Below are 15,719 nucleotides of genomic sequence, written 5' to 3' on the forward strand. Positions count from 1 at the left end.
CTAGCCAAGCAAGGGGGAGAACTGTCCTTTGGCGTCCAGTATTCACGACCTTGCACGTCACCTGAATATTTCGATCGGCACGGTGTCGCGCGCGCTCAACGGCCGCGCCGACGTCAATGCCGATACACGCCAGCGCGTGCTCGATGCGGCCAAGAAGCTGAATTATTCACCGAACCAGTCCGGCCGCAGCCTGCGGCGCGGCGCCACCCATTCGATCGCCTTCATGCTGCAGCCTCATCCGGGCGACCAGGAATATGGCGAGCCGTTCTTCATTCCGTTCCTGACCGGGTTGCAGGCCAAGCTCGCCGAAAGCGGCCTCGACCTGATCGTAGTGATGGGCGCGCCGGGCGACTATCAGCAGGAGCGCCTGCGCCGTGTCGTCGAGACGCGGCGGGCCGATGCGGTGGTGCTGGCCTGGACGCGGCGCGAGGACGAGCGCATCGACTATCTGACCCAGGCCGGTTTCCCGTTCGCAACGCTCGGCCGCAGCCGCTCCGGCGGCGATTCCTATCCCTCGCTCGACCTCGATTTCGAAAAAGCCGGGGCTGACGCGGTCGATCGTCTCGTCGCGCGCGGTCACCGCCGCATCGCCGCCATCCGCCCGTCGCTCGACCTCAATTTCGGCTATCTGTTCCTCGCCGGCTATCGCAAGGCGTTGCGGCGGCACGGCATCGAGTTCGACCCCGAACTGATCGCCGACGGCTTCATCAACGAGGCCGGCGGCTACGCCGTGACGCCGAAGGTCATGCGCTCCAAGGACCCGCCGACGGCCATCATCTTCAACAATGACGCGATGGCGCTTGGCGGCTGCAAGGCTTTGGCCGAGGCGGGCATCAGGCCCGGCCACGACGTCGCGGTGATCGTCATCGTCGACACGCCGCTTTGCCGCTATTTTTCGCCGGCGCTGACCGGCTTCCGACCGGCGCTGGAGCCGATGGGCGAGCGGTTGGCCGAAATGCTGCTGGCATCGATCCCGGCTTACGCCGGCGCCGAAGGCGCACGCATCATCCGTGAAGTCTGGCCGCTGGAACTGATCGCGCGCGACAGCGATTGAATCGCGGCGGTCACTGAGCAGGCTCAGATTGAACAAGACCCCCGCGCTCGCGCTCCGGCGTTGCGACCAGCGAGGCAGCGGCGGCATTGGCGGCGGCAAGTGCCGCCTCGACGGGCTCTCCACGCGCAAGCCACGCCGCAAAGGCGCCGACGAATTCATCACCGGCACCGTGGGTGCTGACCACCTCCACCGGCATCGCCAGCAAGGCGAATGCCTGGCCGTCGCGGTCGCAATAGGCAACGCCCTCGCCGCCGGCCGTGACGATTGCAGCCGGATAGAAACCGACGAGCATGCCGGCCGCCTTCGCAGCACCCTCGAGCGTGTCGACGACCGAAACGCCGGCCAGGAACTCCGCCTCGATGGCGTTGACGATGACGATGTCGGTCAGCGCGATCAGTTCGGCTGTCAGCTTTCGCGCCGGCGCCGCATTGAGAACGACGCGGCCGCCATGCGCCTTCACCGCTCGCGCCGCGGCAATGTTGGCAGCTTCCGGCACCTCGTTCTGCAGCAGCAGCACCGCCGTTTGCGCGATCAGCTCGGCCGCCTCAGTAATGTCCTTTTCGCCGAGAGTGAGATTGCTCCCCGAGACGATCACCGCGCCATAGTCTCCGCTGTCGTCGAAAATCGCTACGCTCATCCCCGAGCCGGCGCCCGAAGCCACTCCCACGAAGCGCTGGTCGACGCCGTTGCGATCGAGATTGTCGAGAAGCGCGCGGCCGAAATCATCGTCGCCGACAGCTCCGATCATCGCCGCACGCACGCCGGCCCGCGCTGCCGACACCGCCTGGTTGCCGCCCTTGCCGCCGCATTTCGGATGCCAGGCATGGCCGGTGACCGTTTCGCCCTTGCGTGGGCGATCGTGGGCTTCGACCATGATATCGTAATGCAGGCTGCCGAATACGGTCACCAGCGGCGGTGGAGCCGTCATGTGCCCCAGACCTTCATGAGCCGCTTGCCTTTCATGAGTTCTTATCTTTCCGTTTCGACGTCACCGCAGACATGGTGCGGCCGAGATTGCGCTCCGCCGCCTGGTAGTCGCGTTGCGCGACCGCGACGAACAGCGCGTCGAGAATGTTGAGCTGGGCAATGCGCGCCGCTGCGTTCTCGCCCATCAACGGCGAGCCTTGCGCGGTCGAGCAGAGCACGATGTCGGCGACTGCGGCCAATGGCGAGTTGTCATAGTTGGTGATGGCCAGCGTGCGTGCGCCGCTTTTGCGCGCAAGCTGGATGGCGTCGATAACAGCGCTCGTGTTGCCGGAATGCGAGAAGCCGACGGCGATGTCGTCGGCGCCGAGCAGCGAGGCCGACATCAGCATCATGTGCGAATCGTCATAGACAGAGGTGCGGATGCCGATGCGCAGGAATTTGTGCGAGACGTCGCGTGCGATCTGCGCCGAGCCGCCGACGCCGTAGAAATCGCGATTCCTGGCGCGGTAAAGCAGATCGGCGGCACGGTCGAAATCGTCCATGTCGAGGATGGCGAGCGTCTCCTCCAGCGCCTGGATGGAGGTGCGGAACACCTTCTGCACGATCTCGGCCGAACTGTCGTCCACCGACAGCTCCTGATGCATCTCGGCGGTCGGCAGGCGACTGTATTCATAGACCGCCGTGCGAAAGTCGCGATAGCCGGAAAAACCCAGCTTCTTGGCGATCTTGACCACCATCGCCTCCGACACACCGGCCTCCTCGGCGATCTGCTTGAGCGGTATGGTCTCGTCGAAGCCGCGTCGTCCGAAGACGGTTTCAACCACCTTCGCCTCGAGCGGCGTCAGATGCGGCATCATCATGCGAATGCGCGGTCCTACTGCTTTCAGGTCCAGCCCGGTCAAGGTCATCCACGTCCCCTCGTCACGCGATCGATAAGCATCGCGGCGAGGATTATAAGGCCAGTTGCCAGGAGCTGATAGAAGGACTGCACGTTCATCAGCGTCAGGCCGTTGCGCATGCTGCCAAGGATGACGGCACCCAGGATGGTGCCGACGACGCTGCCCTTGCCGCCCATCAGCGAGGCGCCGCCGATCGCCGCCGCTGCTATGGCGTCGAGCTCCCAGAGATTGCCCAGAATGGGTTCGGCCGCACCCAGCCGGCCGATCAGGATCTGCGCTGCAAGCGCTGCCAGCAGGCCCGAGATCATATAGGCGGCGATCTTGGTGCGGGCGATCGGCACGCCGGCTATGTAGGCCGCCTCCTCATTGCCGCCGACGGCGAGCAGATATTCGCCGAACGGCGTCTTCTTGAGGATGATCCAGGCAATCAGCGCGACCACCGCCACGATGATGACCGCCAACGGCAATCCGAACAGCGAGCCGTTGAAGACGGCACGGAAGCCGGCAGGCAGGCCGAGCACCGGATTGCCGCCGGTATAGATCAGCGCCAGCGCCCGGTAGGTGCTGAGCGTTCCCAGCGTGACGATGAAGGGCTGCAGCCCGACATAGGCGACCAGCACGCCGTTGAGCAGTCCGCAGGCAAGGCCGATGGCGAAGCCGGCGGCGATGGCCAGCGGAAACGGCACGCCGGCAACCAGCATCGAGGCCGAGATGACCGCCGAAAAGGCTGCCGTCGGCCCGACGGACAGGTCGATGCCGCCCGAGATGATGACCAGCGTCATGCCCAACGCCAGGCAGGCATTGATGCTCGATTGCTGCAGGATGTTGATCAGGTTACGCTCGGCAAAGAAGCCCGGGACCAGCGCCCCGAAGACGGCGAGGATCACCACCAGTCCGATCAGCGTGCCGGCGTCGCGCACGGAAAACCGGTGCAGGAAATCTGCCCTTGGGCGCGCTGCTGTGTGTTGGGTTATATCGGTCATCCGCTGGTCCTGTCCGTTATGCACCGGCCCGATGGCCTTGCGCCTTGCCGGCCTCAATCTCCGTTTGGGGTATGGCGTGCGCGGCGATCGCCTGTTCGCTGAGACTTGCGCGGCCCAGTTCGGCGGCGACCGTGCCGTCGCGCATGACCAGCACGCGGTCGGCGAGCCGGATCACCTCGGGGAGTTCGGACGACACGACGATTACCGAATGGCCTTCGGCGGCGAGTTCCTCGATCAGGTGGTAGATCTCCGCCTTGGCGCCGACATCGATGCCGCGCGTCGGCTCGTCGAACAGAAGGATCCGTGTTCCCGCCGCCAGCCAGCGGCCGATGATCGCTTTCTGCTGGTTGCCGCCGCTGAACAGGCGGATCGGCCGGTCGAGCAGAAACGGCCTGAGATTGACCCGCTTCATCTTCTCGGCCGCGACCCGTTTCAGCCTTTTGTGATCGATGACGCCGCGCGGCGCGAACACGCCCATCGAGGCCAGCGCCATGTTGCTGGAGATCGACCGCAACGGCACGATGCCTTCGCGCTTGCGCTCCTCCGGCACCAGGGCGATGCCGGCCGCGATCGCGTCGCGCGGACTGGAAAGCTTTACCGCCTTGCCGTCGATCTCCATTGTGCCTGATGAGGTCCGGTCGGCGCCGGCCAGCAGCCGCAGCAGCTCGGTGCGGCCCGAGCCGACCAGGCCGGCAACGCCCAGCACCTCGCCGCGATGCAGGTCGAACGAAACGTCACGGACCTTGGTTGCCGAGGCGAGGCCACGCACGCTCAGCCTGATCTCGGGGGAAGCATGCGAGCGGTGTTGTTCCTGGGCAAGCTCGCGGCCGACCATCATCGAAACGACGGCCTTTTCCGACACCTGCGCGAGATCGACGGTTTCGACCACAACGCCGTCGCGCATGACAGTGGCGCGCTCGCAGATGCCGAACACCTCGTCCAGCTTGTGCGAGACATAAACGACGGCGACACCGTCGCGTGCCAGACCGGCAATGACTTCCGCCAGCCGTTCGAACTCGCTCGGCGTGAGGCTCGACGTCGGCTCGTCCATCGCCACGATCCTGGCGCGGTCGAGCAGCGCCCGGGCGATCTCGACGATCTGCCGCTGCGCCACCTTCAGCGAGCCAAGCGGGGCTGCCGGATCGATGGTCGGGTCGATGGCGGCGAGGGCTTCCGCAGCGCGGCGTTCCTGCTCGCGCCGTGCGACGAAGACGCCGCCGCGCGTCAACGGATGGCCGAGAAACATGTTCTGGGCGACGCTGAGGCGTGGCACCTGCTGTAATTCCTGATGGATCATCGCCACGCCGGCGGCGCGGGCCGCGACCGGGGTGTTCAGCGTCACCGGTTTGCCGTCAATAAGCACGCTTCCCGCCGTCGGCCGGTAGACGCCTGACAGGATGCGCAGCAGCGTCGACTTGCCGGCGCCGTTTTCACCGAGCAGCCCATGGATTTCGCCGGCGCCGACCGAAAAGGACACATCGCTCAGCGCCCGCACGGCCGGAAACTCTTTGGAAATGCCTTCGAATTGCAGCCGCGCTGACATTGCTTCAGTTCTCCCGGCAAGAGTGCCGAAAGGCCGGCACCCGCCGCCCCAGCTCTATTGGCCCGCTGCCGCGTCCTCGAGCAGCGCCTTGCGCACGGCATCGCCGGCGCCGGAGTAACGGTCGGCATTGTCCTTGGTGATCAGCGCCTGCGGCGTGGCAACGACGCGCGGCAGCTTCTGCCCGGCCACCAGCCGCAGCGCCGATTCCAGCGCCACCTCGCCGGTCAGCACCGGGAACGAATCGACGGTGCCGGTCAGCTCGCCGGCGCGGATCGAGGCGTAGGCGTCGGAAATCCCGTCGGTGCCGAACACGGCGACCTTGTCCTTTAGGCCGGCGGCCTTGACCGCTTCGACGATGCCCAGCGCCATGCCGTCATTGTTGGCATAGAAGCCGATCAGATCGGGGTGCTGCTGCAGGATGTTGGTGGCCGCGTCGTAGGAGGTCTGACGATCCCAGTTGCCGGGGACGCTGGCCACGACCTCGAACTTGCCGGCTTCGGTGATGGTGGTCTTGAAACCGTCGGTGCGCTGGACGGCGGCGTAGACGCCGGCCTGGCCTTCGACGATGGCGACCTTGCCGCCGTCCGGCCGGTTCTTGATGAACCATTTGGCGACGCGCACGCCGTTGTCGCGCTGGACATTGCCGACATAGTGCTCGGCCTGCGGGATGACCGCGTCGTTGACGTTGACCACCGGCACATTGGCTGCCTTGGCCTGTTCCACGATCGGCTGCAGGTTGGAGTCGGTCTGCGGCGAAACGAGCAGCACGTTGTAGCCTTGCGTGACCAGGCCTTCGGCGATGGTGAGCTGGCCGAGCTGGTCGCCCTCGCTCTGCGCCGCCTGGTAGACCACGGGCACGCCGGTGCGGTCGCCGAACGACTTGTAGCCCTCTCCCAGCGAGCGCCAGTATTCGTTGGTCAGCGTCTTGGAGACCGCACCCGCCTTGGTGCCCTCGGGCAGCTTGGGGAACGCACCGAACTTGGCCTCGAGCTGCGACCAGTCGATACGATCCTTCTCGGTGTCGGAATTGAGCGGCGCGAGGTCTGCGGAAAACACCGAGCCGATGGACAGCGCCATCAGGCCAGCGGTAGCGGTGGCAAGCAGAAATTTCATGGTCCTTCCTCCCTTGTTGAACGGAATATGCGGCCGGGCCTCAGTTGTCCGGGCCGAGCATGGCTTCCTGGATAATGGCTTGCGACGCGATCGCGTCCTGACGGTCGACGGCGGCTGACATGCGGTTGTCCCCGTCTAGCCGATCGACGACGCGCAGCATGCGCTTGACAGTCGCGATGTTGACTTCGCATTCGTGGACCGGGTCGAGCCCGGTCATATCGGGAAACGTGTCGAAGTAGATGGCGCCGGCGTAGCCGTCGCGGCGGATCTGGCGCAGCAGCTCGATCGTCTGCAGCGTATGCACGGCCCCGACCATCAAGCCGTCGTCGCGCTTGGCATAGCCATCGTTGAGGTGCACGCCGAGCAGCTTGCTGTGTCGCGCCACGAGTGCTGCGGCAAAGGCCGGCTGCTCGTCGGCATAGAGCACATGGGCGAAATCGAGCGTGACGCCGAGATTGGGTAGGCCGATCTCGCGGATCGCCAGCAACGTCGTCGCCGCATCGGGCATCAGGCTGTAGGAGCGCGGCTCGTTGGGTTTGTATTCAAGGCTGATCTGACAGCCCGGATCATGCGCCGCTACTTCACGAATACTATCGATTTCGTGTTGCCAAACTGTTGCGTAGTCAGCCTGGAAGGCGTAGTCGAAGCCATCCTGCCCCAACCACAATGTCATCAGGCTGGCGCCGGCCTCGCGCGCGGCGTCGATGCCGGCCTTGGTCAGGTCGATAGCCTCGCGGCGAACGGAAGGATCCGGATTGGTGAAGGCGCCGAGCTTGAAAGCCGGGTTAGAGTAGTAGCGCATGGCGAAGCCATTGATCGAAAGCCCGATGTCGCTGAGTTTGCGCGCCATTTCCGTAGGTTTTTCGCCGACATGGTCGGGAAAGTTGAGGTCGAGATCGGTCAACTCCGCAACCTTCGCCGCACGTGCCGCCATCTGCAGCATAGACGGTTTGCCGACAAGATCGGGCCACTCGGCCTGTGGCCGCGAGGCAAAGGAATTGAGGCGGGTGGCGAAACGATAGGCAGTCATCGGGGACCTTTCATTGTCATAACTTTACATGAGAACGATTATTTGTAAAGTTGTTAATTGCTCGCTCGGCGACGACGAATTCGCCATACCCAGGCCGGTTGCGACCACGGGGACAAGCAAGCGCGGCACTGTCACGCAAGTATCATGTTCGCGTCCTAGATCGCTTCTCCGAAGGCTTTCGCGGCATCCTTGATGCGACGCGGCGCTTTTTCGGGCCCCGGCAGCTTTGTCACAAAGAGGATTTCCATGAAAAACCTGCACCGAACCGCGTCCCTCGCCGTCGCGCTGGCGATGTTCACCGCCTTGACTCCGGCCTTGGCAGAAAACGCCGCGACCGTCGGCGGCGTCAGCTTCGTCAACAAGGGCTTGGTCGGTGTCGGCCGCATCCCGGCCAGCCAGAAGGACAAGTTCGGCGAGACGTTTGGCTCCGGCTCAGGCATGTCGATCGACGCTGCCGGCTGGACGCATGGCGCCGATGGCTACAAGGGCTCGTTATGGCTGTTGCCGGACCGCGGCTACAATGTCGTCGGTACCACCGATTACCGCCCGCGCCTCAACACGATCGCCCTCGAGTTCGCCCCGATCGCGCCGGGTGCAGTGCCGGCCACCGGCCAGCAACAATCGGGCCTCAAGGCGACGCTTGCCGACACCATGCTTTTGACCGACGACAAGGGCGCCGATGCAACCGGCCTCGATCCGCTCAACGGCGTGCGTGCCGCGACCGACGACATGCCGATCCTGCCCGAAGCCAACGGCAAGCTCGCGCTCGATAACGAAGCGATCGCGCGGCTGCCCGACGGCACGCCGTTCATCTCGGACGAATACGGTCCGAACATCTACCGCTTCTCCGCCGATGGGCGTCTGATGTCGGCAACGCAGCCGCCGGCGGCGCTTGTCCCGATGCGTCACGGGACGCCAAACTTTGCTTCCAACAATCCGGGACCTGGCGCGGCAGACCCCGATCCGAAGGATCCCGAAACCGGCCGCCAGAACAACCAGGGCCTCGAAGGCATGGCGCCGACGCCCGACGGCAAGTTCCTGATCGCCGTGCTGCAGTCGGCCCCAAGGCAGGATGGCGGCGATTCCGCCTCGACGCGCCAGAACACGCGCGCGCTGGTCTACGATGCCTCGGATCCCGGCCAGCTCAAGCTCGCGCATGAATATGTCGTGCCGCTGCCGGTGTTCACCGATGCCAAGGGCAAAACCAAGATCGCCGCGCAGAGCGAAATCGTGGCGCTGTCGGACAAGACCTTCCTGATGCTGGCGCGCGACAGCGGCAACGGCCAGGGGCTGAAGGGCGACACCTCGCTCCATCGCGAGATCAGCGTCGTCGATGTGTCGGCGGCAACCGATATCGCCGGCACAGAGTTCGACAAGGACAAGCCGCTGGCGCCCAAGGGTGAGCTCGATCCATCGGTGACGCCGGCCAAGCTGACGCCGTTCATCGACATCAACGACAAGAGCGAGCTCGGCCGCTTCGGGTTGCACAATGGCGCGCCCAACGACCGCAACAACCTTTCGGAGAAATGGGAGGCGATGTCGGTGGTGAGCGTCCTCGATCCAAAGCTGCCCGACGACTATTTCCTGTTCGTCGCCAATGACAATGACTTCCTCACGCAGGACGGCTTCCAGGTCGGCGCGGCCTACAAGGCCGAGGATGGCGCCGATGTCGACACTATGTTCCTGGTCTATCAGGTCACGCTCCCAGGCCTCGCCAAGAAGTAGCGGCACCCATACAGGCGGACGCGCCGAACGCGTCCGCCTGAGCTGGCGCGATTGAGCGGTCGTGCTCTTCAGTTGCGGCTCGCCCGCGCAAGGACGGTGTCCTAGTGCGTTGCAAAACCTGCGACTGACGATCCAGTTGAAGGCACTTACCTCAACATCTCCGCGTCCTTTGGCACGCCGGCATCGATCGGCTCGGCCGTCTTGTTCGACACGGCGGCGATCTTCCCGGCGGCCGACAGGTTCGGGCGCACGAAGACCGGCGCGACGCCGTCGACGCGGCTGTAGAGGTCGATAATGTCCTGATTCATGAAGCGCACACAGCCGGAGGAAGCGTTCTTCCCAATGGAATCCCACTCCGGCGTGCCGTGCAGCCGATACATCGTGTCCTTGCCGTCACGGAAGAGATACAGCGCGCGGGCACCAAGCGGGCTCTGCGGGCCGGGCGGCATGCCGTCCTTGTATTTCGCCAGTTCCGGCCGGCGTTGGATCATTTCCGGCGGCGGCGTCCAGACCGGCCACTTCTTTCTCGCCTGAACCACGGCGCTGCCGGTCCATCCGAAACCGGCCTTGCCGAGGCTGACGCCATAGCGAATTGCCTTGCCGCCGTCGCGCACCAGATAGAGGAAGTGCTCGGAGGTATCGACGACGATCGTGCCGGGTTTTTCTCCGGTCGGATCGGACACGATTTGGCGAACGAATTTCGGATCGACCTTGGCTACCGGGATTGCCGGCAGTTGATAGCCCTCGTCGATGCGCGCCGCATACATGCTTGCGGCGTCGCCGAAAGCCGGATCGCTTGGCGCCGCTGTCACTGGCGGCGCCGCCACGTCCGTCGTGGTGCACGCCGAAAGAGCCACGGAGGCCGCGCCCAGAGCGGATGCACCAAGAAACGCGCGCCGGTTCGGGCGCTCAAAAAACAACGGAATATCGGACATGAGCCCCCCGGCTTACCCATGAGATCCAGGAAAATGCGGCCCCACGCGTGCGGGATCAATATACGATTCCGGAAGGTTTGAGAAATGCTTAGATCAAGGCACGCCAGGCGGAATTTACAGCGCCGCATCGACCTCTCCCGTTAAATCGGCAATCATTGCGGACTCAGACAAGCCTTCGCCGAGTTGCCTGCCATGGACGACAACATGCCCCCGCGCCGGCGGACCGGCGACCTCACCAGTGGGCCTATCCCGCGCACCCTTTTGCTGTTTGCCCTGCCGGTGCTCGGCTCCAATGTGCTGCAGTCGCTCAACGGCTCGATAAATGCCGTGTGGGTCGGCCGTTTCCTCGGTGAAGCGGCGCTGACCGCCACGTCCAATGCCAACCTTGTGCTGTTTCTCATCCTCGGCACCGTCTTCGGCATCGGCATGGCGGCGACCATCCTGGTCGCGCAATCCGTCGGCGCCCGCGATCTGCCCGAAGCCCGGCGCATCGTCGGCACCAGCGCCACCTTCTTCTTCCTCGTCTCGGCGGTGTTCGCGGTCTGCGGCTGGATCTGGGTCGATGCGATCCTCAATGCGCTCGGCACGCCGGCCGATGCGTTGCCGCTGGCCCGCTCCTACCTGCGCATCATCTTCCTCGCCGTACCGATGATGAACCTGCTCTCCTTCGTCATGACGGTGCTGCGCGGCGCCGGCGATTCGCGCACGCCTTTCCTGTTCATGGCGCTGGCCGTCGTGCTCGACGTCGTTTTGAACCCGTTGCTCATCCTCGGCATCGGCCCGTTCCCCGAACTCGGCATCGCCGGCTCGGCCACCTCGACGCTGATCGGCCAGACGGTAAGCGTGGTTGCCATCCTGATCGTGCTTTATGCGCGCAAGCACCCGCTGCGGCTGGCCGGCGCCAATCTCGCTCTGCTGCGGCCGGACCCGGCGCTGCTGCGCATTGTCGTCTTCAAGGGCGTGCCGATGGGCCTGCAGATGATCGTCGTTTCGGCCGCGGCGCTGACGGTGATGGGCATGGTCAACTCGTACGGCTCGCAGGTTGCAGCTGCCTACGGCATAGCCGCACAGCTCTGGACCTATATCCAGATGCCGGCGCTCGCCATCGGCGCCGCGGTGTCGTCCATGGCGGCGCAAAATGTCGGCGCCAGGCGCTGGGACCGGATTGGACGCATCGCCACCTCCGGCGTCGGCTTCAACCTTGTGCTCACCGGCATGCTCGTCGCGCTGCTGTTCGTATTCGATCGCGCGGTGCTCAGCCTCTTCCTTGGCAGCGACAGTGCAGCAATCGACATCGCCACTCACATCAACAAGATCGCGTCGTGGTCCTTCATCCTGTTCGGCATCACCATCGTGCTCTTCGCCACCGTGCGTGCCACCGGCGCGGTGATGCCGCCGCTGATCATCCTGGTGATCTCGGTGCTGCTGGTGCGCACCAGCTTCGCCTGTTTCTTCCGAAGCGTGATCGGCGAGGAAGCTCTGTGGTGGAGCTTTCCGGCTGGCTCTATAACCTCGCTCGTGCTGGCCGCGACCTATTACCGCTTCGGCCGCTGGCGCAGCCTGCACATGATCGAGAGCCGGCCGGCTGCCGGCGAACCGCCGGATACCGGCCTCGGCGTACCGCGCCAGCGCGCGCATCTTTCGCCCGAGACACCGAACGGCTGAAAGGTCGGCTCAGCGCGCGTATTTCGCGCCAAACCCGAGAGCGACCAGGGAAAAGACGACAATCATGCCGGCAAAGGCCAGGCTTGCCACGGTCGCACCTGCCACCGTCGACAGAACGCCGATGCCGATGACCGGCAGCGCGTTGCCGCAAAAACAGCAGATGAAGAAGGCCGAGACGACTTCGGCGCGCCGGTCCGCCGGCGCGATCTCGTTCACCACTTGCAAGCCGCCGCGATAGCCGAGCGCTGCCGCCACGCCGCACAAGGCGGTCCCGGCAATCATTATGGCCATAGAGGCGAAGACCTGCGCCGCAACAATCAGCGCGACGGTTGGGATCATCAGCGCAAGTGCGGCAAACATCGCGGCTCGGCTCGAAAGACGTGCCGTCACTACAATGGTGGCGGCGGTCACGATTGCCAATTCAAAGAATAGAGCGCCGGCTTCGGCATGGTTGGTTACCTGCAGCTGCTGCGCCAAAATGCTCGGTGCGAGTGCTGCATAAAAGCCGACCAGCGCCATTGCGCCAAAGCCGGTCACCGCCGGCGCAACGAAACTTGCGCGGATGTCATCGGGCACGGAAAGCCGCGGCCGCATCGAAACGTCAGCCAGTTTCCCCGGCCGCGAAACGGTTTCCCGCGTGCGCCAGACCAGCAGGGTTACAGTCGCGAGCATCGCCAGGTAGACGACGAATGTCAGCCTGAGCGGCCAGGGCGCGTATTCGGCGAGCAACCCGGCCCCCAGCGCACCGAGGCCGAGGCCGAGAAAATTGGTGCTGGTGGCAATCGTCGCCGCCTGTGACTTGTCGTCGGTCGGGAGCAATTCGGCGAGCCAGGCGGTGCCGGTGCCCGCGCCAACGCCGATTCCCAGTCCGCTCAGAATTCGGGCGATATCGAGCCAGGCGACATTTTCGGCGAAGAGGAAAACCACCGCGCTGACGACGGCCACCGCCATCCCGGCCAATGCCATTGGACGGCGCCCGATGACATCGGACACACGCCCTAACATCAGAAGCGCTGCCAGATTGCCGATGACATAGACGGCGTAGACCAGCGTCAAAGTGATCTGCGAGAAGCCGAAGAGCTGCTTGTAGATGATGTAAAGCGGCGTCAGCGCCGTGCTGCCGGCGAAAAGAGCCGCAATCATGGCGGCCACGGCGGCCGCTGCAGCGCGGCCGCCGAGTTCGTGATCGCGCGTCATGACTTGAGCGTGAGCTGTCATTTTTTCGACCTTTTGCTGTTCGGAATCTGACATCCTAACGCCTTTTTCGCGTCAGCCGTTCCCCCTCCCCGGCTTGCTCCTGACAAGTTTGGCAGCTTTGCCGATGGCGCTGAGCGAGATCCTCTTTTAACTTCAGCGGATTGTCAGGGGAGATTCATGGGCAAGGGACGAGTCGAGGCATTCACCGATGGCGTGGTCGCCATCATCATCACCATCATGGTGCTGGAATTGAAGGTGCCGCATGGCGAGGATTTTTCCGCGCTGGCACCACTCTGGCCGATCTTCCTCAGCTATGTGCTGTCCTTCATCAATGTCGGCATCTACTGGAACAATTTGCACAACATGTTCCATACCGTGCAGCGGGTCGACGGCCGCGTGCTGTGGGCGAACCTCAACCTGCTGTTCTGGCTATCGCTGATGCCGGCGACGACAGCCTTCATGGGTGAGAACCATTTCGCGCCGGTGCCGGTTGCCGTCTATGGCGTCGACCTGGCGCTCTGCGCCATCGGCTTTAACATCCTCACCATGGCCCTGCATCGACTGCACGGCAATGAGACTCTCTTCGCCAGGGCGTTGGGCAATGACCTCAAGGGAAAGATCTCGCTGGTCCTCTATCTTTCCGCCATCGCGCTGACCTTCGTCAATCACTGGATCGGTGTCTCGATCTATGTCCTGGTGGCGATGATCTGGTTCGTGCCGGACAGGCGCTTCGAGCGGATGATCGAGAAATAGGCCCCTTCTAGCCTCGCATTGCTTTCAGCTTTTCCGCTACCGAAGCGGCAAGGTCGGCGTAGCGCTCCTCCAGCCGCTCGGCCGCCTTGATCACTGAAAAATCATGGCCGAATTTTTCCAGCGCCATGCGCAGCTTTTCGACGAATTCGGCCTGTTTTTCGAGCGCCGAAAACAGCGTTTTCACTTGCGCTTCGCTGATGTCGGGATTGGCAAGCATTTGCGGCACTTCGCGGCTCATCTGGTCGCCGGTTGCGGTCTGTTCTTTCAGGATCTCGATCCAGTCGGTCAATCGTCAGGTCTCCTTTTTCGATATCAGCATGCGCAGCGCCCGCCGATGCGGTCAACCCGAAGATGTCGGCACCGGCTTGCGCGAGCCTCGTTCCGCGCTAAGTTCGCCGCGGCCAGAACAGGAGAAAATCATGACCACCGACGCCGAGATCCAGACCGCCCTGCCCGCACTTGCCTCCGGCAATGTCGCCGTCATTACCGGCGCGGCCAGCGGCATCGGCCTTGCCGCCGCCAAACGGCTGGCGGCGATGGGCATGAAGATCGTGCTGGCCGATATCGGCGGCGAACGCCTTGATGAGGCTGCCCGCGCCGTCGCTGCTATCGGCGGGCAGAGCGCCGTACTTGCCGTCGCCACCGATGTCTCGAAGGCCGACGAACTCGACCGGCTGGCCGAACGGACATTCGGCGCCTTCGGCGACGTATCGCTGCTGATGAACAACGCCGGCGTCGGCAACAATCCCGGCAAGCCGTGGGAAAGCCGCGACGCCTGGAAACGGCTGCTGGATATCAATTTCTGGGGCGTCGTGCATGGCGTCGAGGCCTTCGCGCCGCGCATGCTGGCGGCGGGAAAGCCCGGCCTGATCGTCAACACCGGCTCCAAGCAAGGCATTACCACGCCGCCCGGCAACCTCGCCTACAACGTCTCCAAGGCTGGCGTGAAGACCTATACCGAGGGCCTTGCACACGCGCTGCGCAACGAGCCCGGCGCCAATGTCGCGGCGCATTTGCTCATTCCCGGGTTTACTTTTACCGGCCTGACCGAAGGTGCGACCGAAAAGCCGGCCGGCGCCTGGACCGGCGAGCAGGTCATCGACTTCATGCTGGCCTCGCTGCTGCGTGGCGATTTCTACATCCTGTGTCCCGATAACGAGGCGACCCGGCCCATGGACGAAAAGCGCATGGCCTGGGCAATCGGCGACATCATTGAGAACCGTCCTGCTCTGTCGCGCTGGCATCCGGACTACAAGGATGCTTTCGCGGCATTCATGACACGCAGCGCATGATCCCGAACCGAAGATCACCGTAGCAAAGAATCGAATCCGATCTTCGCAGGTATGCGCCAGACCTTTATATCACGCCGCCGCATGCTTCTTCGTGTTCCGCTTCTTCGCCATGGCTTTCTCGGCTGCCAACTCGGCAAGCTTCTGATCATGCCGCTTCGCTGCCTGTTCGCATTTCTTGCGGATCTCTTCGACTTCGGTCTCAGTCAGGTGTTCGATACCGATGAAGGTGTTCTGGGCTGTGCTGACCCGGATCAATTCGTCGAGCTTCGCCTGGATCGCGGCGCCATCGCGGTTCTGGGTGTTCTGGATGAGAAACACCATCAGGAAGGTGACGACCGTCGTGCCGGTGTTGATGACGAGCTGCCAGGTGTCCGAAAAGCCGAACATCGGCCCGCTTGCCGCCCAGACGACGATGATCAGGAAACACACGGCAAACGTCGGCGGCAGGCCGGCAAAATGGGCGACGTTGTTGGCGATCCTGGTGAAAAGCTTCTCAATCATTCAAACTCCCTCAGCAGCCGGGCGACGAACCCGGGCGGAAGCCGAGTTCATTGTGTCTGCAGAAACAGTTGGCAGCCGCTCCTGGTTCCCTCGCGGCGGAAG

General features: G+C 63.9%; 15 protein-coding genes. 5 read left to right on the top strand and 10 right to left on the bottom strand.

The genetic code is table 11. The features are described 5' to 3' along the window. Window positions 1–28 precede the first annotated feature (28 nt). Window positions 29–1,054, top strand: a complete 1,026-nt coding sequence (locus NKJ23_RS10430; RefSeq protein WP_023676728.1) for a LacI family DNA-binding transcriptional regulator — start codon at window positions 29–31, stop codon at window positions 1,052–1,054. Between the two features lie 10 nt (window positions 1,055–1,064). Here NKJ23_RS10430 and NKJ23_RS10435 read toward each other — a convergent pair whose 3' ends face one another. From NKJ23_RS10435 to NKJ23_RS10460, 6 genes are read right to left on the bottom strand one after another with little or no spacing between them, the layout of a single operon-like run. After that, on the bottom strand, window positions 1,065–1,982 hold the full coding sequence (locus NKJ23_RS10435) for a ribokinase (RefSeq protein WP_352680243.1): 918 nt from the start codon (window positions 1,980–1,982) through the stop codon (window positions 1,065–1,067). 31 nt (window positions 1,983–2,013) lie between these two features. Beyond that, window positions 2,014–2,889 carry a MurR/RpiR family transcriptional regulator gene (locus tag NKJ23_RS10440; protein ID WP_023721163.1) on the bottom strand — a complete coding sequence of 292 codons (876 nt, stop codon included), beginning with the start codon at window positions 2,887–2,889 and terminating at the stop codon, window positions 2,014–2,016. Next, entirely contained in the window at window positions 2,886–3,863 is a 978-nt protein-coding gene (locus NKJ23_RS10445) for an ABC transporter permease (protein WP_352680244.1), read from the bottom strand. The genes NKJ23_RS10440 and NKJ23_RS10445 overlap by 4 nt, the downstream gene beginning before the upstream one ends. A 16-nt stretch (window positions 3,864–3,879) precedes the next feature. Next, window positions 3,880–5,406 (bottom strand): sugar ABC transporter ATP-binding protein, encoded by a 1,527-nt coding sequence (locus NKJ23_RS10450; protein WP_352680245.1) that lies wholly within the window; start codon window positions 5,404–5,406, stop codon window positions 3,880–3,882. A gap of 54 nt (window positions 5,407–5,460) precedes the next feature. Beyond that, entirely contained in the window at window positions 5,461–6,519 is a 1,059-nt protein-coding gene (locus tag NKJ23_RS10455; RefSeq protein ID WP_023676733.1) for a sugar ABC transporter substrate-binding protein, read from the bottom strand. Window positions 6,520–6,559: 40 nt separating this feature from the next. Then, window positions 6,560–7,549 (bottom strand): TIM barrel protein, encoded by a 990-nt coding sequence (locus NKJ23_RS10460; protein WP_352680246.1) that lies wholly within the window; start codon window positions 7,547–7,549, stop codon window positions 6,560–6,562. A gap of 246 nt (window positions 7,550–7,795) precedes the next feature. Here NKJ23_RS10460 and NKJ23_RS10465 point away from each other — a divergent pair, with 246 nt between their 5' ends. Continuing rightward, window positions 7,796–9,274, top strand: a complete 1,479-nt coding sequence (locus tag NKJ23_RS10465; protein WP_352680247.1) for an esterase-like activity of phytase family protein — start codon at window positions 7,796–7,798, stop codon at window positions 9,272–9,274. Window positions 9,275–9,420: 146 nt separating this feature from the next. On the opposite strand, the gene NKJ23_RS10470 is transcribed toward NKJ23_RS10465, so the two are convergent. After that, window positions 9,421–10,209, bottom strand: coding sequence for a L,D-transpeptidase (locus NKJ23_RS10470; RefSeq protein WP_352680248.1), 789 nt, complete (start codon window positions 10,207–10,209; stop codon window positions 9,421–9,423). A gap of 192 nt (window positions 10,210–10,401) precedes the next feature. Between NKJ23_RS10470 and NKJ23_RS10475 the strand changes: the two genes are divergently transcribed. Continuing rightward, window positions 10,402–11,874 (top strand): MATE family efflux transporter, encoded by a 1,473-nt coding sequence (locus tag NKJ23_RS10475; RefSeq protein ID WP_352680249.1) that lies wholly within the window; start codon window positions 10,402–10,404, stop codon window positions 11,872–11,874. 9 nt (window positions 11,875–11,883) lie between these two features. Here NKJ23_RS10475 and NKJ23_RS10480 read toward each other — a convergent pair whose 3' ends face one another. Further along, on the bottom strand, window positions 11,884–13,092 hold the full coding sequence (locus NKJ23_RS10480; protein ID WP_352680250.1) for an MFS transporter: 1,209 nt from the start codon (window positions 13,090–13,092) through the stop codon (window positions 11,884–11,886). Window positions 13,093–13,248: 156 nt separating this feature from the next. Here NKJ23_RS10480 and NKJ23_RS10485 point away from each other — a divergent pair, with 156 nt between their 5' ends. Beyond that, a complete protein-coding gene (locus tag NKJ23_RS10485; RefSeq protein ID WP_352680251.1) occupies window positions 13,249–13,824 on the top strand; it encodes a TMEM175 family protein in 576 nt (191 codons plus the stop codon). Window positions 13,825–13,831: 7 nt separating this feature from the next. Here NKJ23_RS10485 and NKJ23_RS10490 read toward each other — a convergent pair whose 3' ends face one another. Next, window positions 13,832–14,113 carry a hypothetical protein gene (locus NKJ23_RS10490; RefSeq protein ID WP_029351415.1) on the bottom strand — a complete coding sequence of 94 codons (282 nt, stop codon included), beginning with the start codon at window positions 14,111–14,113 and terminating at the stop codon, window positions 13,832–13,834. A gap of 130 nt (window positions 14,114–14,243) precedes the next feature. Between NKJ23_RS10490 and NKJ23_RS10495 the strand changes: the two genes are divergently transcribed. Continuing rightward, window positions 14,244–15,116 (top strand): SDR family NAD(P)-dependent oxidoreductase, encoded by an 873-nt coding sequence (locus NKJ23_RS10495; protein WP_352680252.1) that lies wholly within the window; start codon window positions 14,244–14,246, stop codon window positions 15,114–15,116. A gap of 69 nt (window positions 15,117–15,185) precedes the next feature. Here NKJ23_RS10495 and NKJ23_RS10500 read toward each other — a convergent pair whose 3' ends face one another. Next, window positions 15,186–15,617, bottom strand: a complete 432-nt coding sequence (locus tag NKJ23_RS10500) for a low affinity iron permease family protein (RefSeq protein WP_031211766.1) — start codon at window positions 15,615–15,617, stop codon at window positions 15,186–15,188. Between the last annotated feature and the right edge of the window lie 102 nt (window positions 15,618–15,719).

It is taken from the genome of Mesorhizobium sp. M0184, from assembly GCF_040322215.1.
Taxonomy (GTDB): Bacteria; Pseudomonadota; Alphaproteobacteria; order Rhizobiales; family Rhizobiaceae; genus Mesorhizobium.

Excerpts from the sequence above, each read along its gene's own strand:
- NKJ23_RS10475 (WP_352680249.1), top strand. The coding sequence starts at position 10,402 with ATGGACGACAACATGCCCCCGCGCCGGCGGACCGGCGACCTCACCAGT.
- NKJ23_RS10445 (WP_352680244.1), bottom strand. The coding sequence starts at position 3,863 with ATGACCGATATAACCCAACACACAGCAGCGCGCCCAAGGGCAGATTTC.
- NKJ23_RS10465 (WP_352680247.1), top strand. The coding sequence starts at position 7,796 with ATGAAAAACCTGCACCGAACCGCGTCCCTCGCCGTCGCGCTGGCGATG.
- NKJ23_RS10435 (WP_352680243.1), bottom strand. The coding sequence starts at position 1,982 with ATGACGGCTCCACCGCCGCTGGTGACCGTATTCGGCAGCCTGCATTAC.
- NKJ23_RS10450 (WP_352680245.1), bottom strand. The coding sequence starts at position 5,406 with ATGTCAGCGCGGCTGCAATTCGAAGGCATTTCCAAAGAGTTTCCGGCC.
- NKJ23_RS10480 (WP_352680250.1), bottom strand. The coding sequence starts at position 13,092 with ATGACAGCTCACGCTCAAGTCATGACGCGCGATCACGAACTCGGCGGC.
- NKJ23_RS10470 (WP_352680248.1), bottom strand. The coding sequence starts at position 10,209 with ATGTCCGATATTCCGTTGTTTTTTGAGCGCCCGAACCGGCGCGCGTTT.
- NKJ23_RS10500 (WP_031211766.1), bottom strand. The coding sequence starts at position 15,617 with ATGATTGAGAAGCTTTTCACCAGGATCGCCAACAACGTCGCCCATTTT.
- NKJ23_RS10455 (WP_023676733.1), bottom strand. The coding sequence starts at position 6,519 with ATGAAATTTCTGCTTGCCACCGCTACCGCTGGCCTGATGGCGCTGTCC.
- NKJ23_RS10440 (WP_023721163.1), bottom strand. The coding sequence starts at position 2,889 with ATGACCTTGACCGGGCTGGACCTGAAAGCAGTAGGACCGCGCATTCGC.
- NKJ23_RS10485 (WP_352680251.1), top strand. The coding sequence starts at position 13,249 with ATGGGCAAGGGACGAGTCGAGGCATTCACCGATGGCGTGGTCGCCATC.
- NKJ23_RS10495 (WP_352680252.1), top strand. The coding sequence starts at position 14,244 with ATGACCACCGACGCCGAGATCCAGACCGCCCTGCCCGCACTTGCCTCC.
- NKJ23_RS10460 (WP_352680246.1), bottom strand. The coding sequence starts at position 7,549 with ATGACTGCCTATCGTTTCGCCACCCGCCTCAATTCCTTTGCCTCGCGG.